Below are 3161 nucleotides of genomic sequence, written 5' to 3' on the forward strand. Positions count from 1 at the left end.
CCCCGGGGGTGCAGGGGGCCGCGCCCCCGGCGTAGGCTGGCGGCGCAGTCCGCGGCCCCCTGCACCCCCGGGGCCGCACCGACGACAGCAACGGAGCTGACGTGACCCTCGCACCGAGCACCCTCCCCGAGAGCGACCAGGAAGGACCCGCCGTGACCCGCACCGAGAGCGACTCCCTCGGCTCCCTCGAGATACCCGGCGACGCCTACTGGGGCATCCACACCGCCCGGGCTCTCGAGAACTTCCCGATCTCGAAGCGGCCCATCTCGATCTACCCCGATCTCGTGCGCGCGCTCGCGACCGTGAAGCTCGCCGCCGCGCGGGCGAACACCGAGATCGGCAGCCTCCCGCAGCACAAGGCCGAGCTGATCGAGGCGGCCTGCCGCCGCATCCTCGACGGCGAGTTCCACGACCAGTTCGTGGTCGGCGTCATCCAGGGCGGAGCAGGCACCTCGACCAACATGAACGCGAACGAGGTCGTCGCCAACGTGGCGCTCGAGATCGCGGGACGTCCCAAGGGCGATTACGCCACTCTGCATCCGCTCGACGACGTCAACCGGAGCCAGTCGACCAACGACGTCTACCCGACGGCGATCAAGATGGCGATGACCTGGTCGCTGCGGCGCCTCCTGGACGAGCTGGCGCTGCTGCGCGAGTCGTTCTCGCAGAAGGCGGTCGAGTTCGGCGGCGTCCTCAAGGTGGGCCGCACCCAGCTGCAGGACGCGGTGCCGATGACCCTCGGCCAGGAGTTCCACGGCTTCGCCACGACCCTCGGCGAGGACCACGCGCGGCTCTCCGAGACGATCTGGCTGCTCGCCGAGGTCAACCTCGGCGCCACCGCGATCGGCACGGGCATCACCGCCGACCCGCGCTACGGAGCCGCCGCCGTCCGGCACCTCAACGAGCTCACCGACCTCGATCTCGAGATGGCGCAGGACCTCGTCGAGGCGACCAGCGACACGGGTGTCTTCATGTCGTTCTCGAGCGCGCTGAAGCGCTCGGCGATCAAGCTGTCGAAGATCTGCAACGACCTGCGCCTGCTCTCCTCCGGCCCGCAGGCGGGCTTCGGCGAGATCAACCTGCCGCCGCGCCAGGCCGGGTCGAGCATCATGCCCGGCAAGGTGAACCCGGTGATCCCGGAGGCGGTCAGCCAGGTCGCCTACTCCGTCGCCGGCGCCGATGTCACGGTCACGATGGCGGCCGAGGCGGGCCAGCTGCAGCTCAACGCCTTCGAGCCGGTGATCGCCCACTCGCTCCTGCAGAGCATCACCTGGATGACCCAGGCCTGCCTCACCCTGCGCGTCAACTGCATCGACGGCATCACGGCCAACACGGCGCGGCTCGAGGCGATGGTCGCCTCCTCCGTCGGCGTCGTCACGGCGCTCACCCCGAGCATCGGCTACACCGCGTCGGCCGCGATCGCCAAGGCGGCCCTCGCGACGGGCCGGAACGTGGCCGACCTCGTCGTCGAGGCGGGGCTGATGTCGCGGGAGGAGGTGCTGCGGCTGATCTCACCCGCGCGCCTCTCGGGCATCGAGGCGATGACGGCCTCCCTGCCGATCATCCCGCCCTCGCCGAACGAGTAGCCGCGCGCCGCAGGTGCATCCCGGCGTAGCTGCGCCAGGGCGCCCAGCGGCGGCCCACTTCCGCGAGCGAGCGCGGGTCGGCGGCGAGTCCCGCCGCGAGTGCCCCGGAGAGCAGCGCCGGGTCGTCCGGGAGCAGCACGTCGGGATCGCCGGTGACGCGCATCGCGACGCAGCCGGCGGTCCAGGCGTCGATGCCCGGCACCGCGAGCAGGTGCTCCGCCAGCTCGTCGCGGCCGGCTCCGGCGTCCAGCCGCAGCGCGCCGTCGGCGAGGAGGGCGCAGACGCGCAGGACCGTGTCGATGCGGTGCGCGGGGCCGCGCAGCACCTCGGCGCCGTGCTCGGCGATCGCGGCGGGGGAGGGGAAGGACCGCGTGATCGATCCGGTGGCGATCGAGTCGGGCAGGTCCTCGCCGAGACGGGCCACCAGGTCGCGCAGCGCGGCGGCGGGCGGGACGTGACGACCGAGCAGGACGCGCACCAGGGTCTCGGCCGGGTCGACGGAGCCGGGCAGGCGGATCCCGGGGACGGCCGCGACGAGCGGCGCGAGCAGCGGATCCGCCGAGAGCGCCTCGTCGATCGCGCGCGCGTCGGCGTCGAGGTCGAGCAGTCGGCGCACCCGCGAGACGAGGGGGCCGATGTCGGCGACGGAGGCGAGGGTCGCCGTGCAGCGCACCGCACCGCCGTCGTGCTCGAGCCGCACCACGGCGGGGCCGCCGGGCAGCGCGAGCGAGCGGGCGTGGACGCCGGGCGACCCCTCCTCGATCCCGTCGACCGCATCGGCCGAGAGGACGTCGAGCACGCCCGGGTCGAACGGCGCCCGCACCGGCAGCCGGAGCTCGAGCGTCGTCGCGCCCGCCTGCACTCCGACGCCGGTGCGGGCCCCTCGGGCGCTCGCGCGCAGCGTGCTGGGAGTGCGCTCGTACACCTCCGCGATCGTGGCGTTGAACTGCCGGATGCTCGCGAAGCCGGCCGCGAACGCGACCTCGGACACCGGCAGCTCCGTCCCCGTCAGCAGCAGCCGCGCCGTCTGCGCCCGCTGCGCGCGGGCGAGCGCGAGCGGCGGCGCTCCGAGCTCCTCGCGCAGGATCCGCCCGAGGTGCCGGGCCCCGTAGCCGAGCCGGGCCGCGAGCCCCTCGACGCCCTCCCGGTCGACGACCCCGTCGGCGATCAGGCGCATCGCGCGCGCCGCGGTGTCGTCGCGCAGGTTCCACTCGGGCGAGCCGGGGACCGCGTCGGGCAGGCAGCGCTTGCACGCGCGCAGTCCCGCCTCGTGCGCCGCGGCCGCCGTCGGGTAGAAGCGCACGTTGCCGGGTCGGGGCGTGGCGGCGGGGCAGCTGGGGCGGCAGTAGATGCCGGTGGAGTGCACGCCGGTGATGAAGCGGCCGTCGAAGCGGGCGTCGCGGGAGGCGACGGCGCGGTAGCGCTCCTCGAACGTCGGATCTGCGGTGGGCACGACTCGAGCCTGTCACGCTCGCGCGCGGGACGATCGCGGGAATCGGACGACGGCGTCCGCTGTCAAGCTCCGGGGGAGCGGAGCACCGGTGCCCTACTGTCGGTCCCCATGAGCGAGTACCC

General features: G+C 74.0%; 2 protein-coding genes. One reads left to right on the forward strand and one right to left on the reverse strand.

Translation table 11 applies throughout. The features are described from left to right. The first annotated feature begins 101 nt into the window (after nucleotides 1–101). On the forward strand, nucleotides 102–1586 hold the full coding sequence (locus NB037_RS19080; RefSeq protein WP_251948594.1) for an aspartate ammonia-lyase: 1485 nt from the start codon (nucleotides 102–104) through the stop codon (nucleotides 1584–1586). Here NB037_RS19080 and NB037_RS19085 read toward each other — a convergent pair. Beyond that, entirely contained in the window at nucleotides 1561–3039 is a 1479-nt protein-coding gene (locus tag NB037_RS19085) for a DNA-3-methyladenine glycosylase 2 family protein (protein ID WP_251948597.1), read from the reverse strand. The two genes, NB037_RS19080 and NB037_RS19085, sit on opposite strands and share 26 nt — an antisense overlap. Between the last annotated feature and the right edge of the window lie 122 nt (nucleotides 3040–3161).

It is taken from the genome of Rathayibacter rubneri, assembly GCF_023743255.1.
In the GTDB taxonomy this organism is placed as follows: Bacteria; Actinomycetota; Actinomycetes; order Actinomycetales; family Microbacteriaceae; genus Rathayibacter; species Rathayibacter rubneri.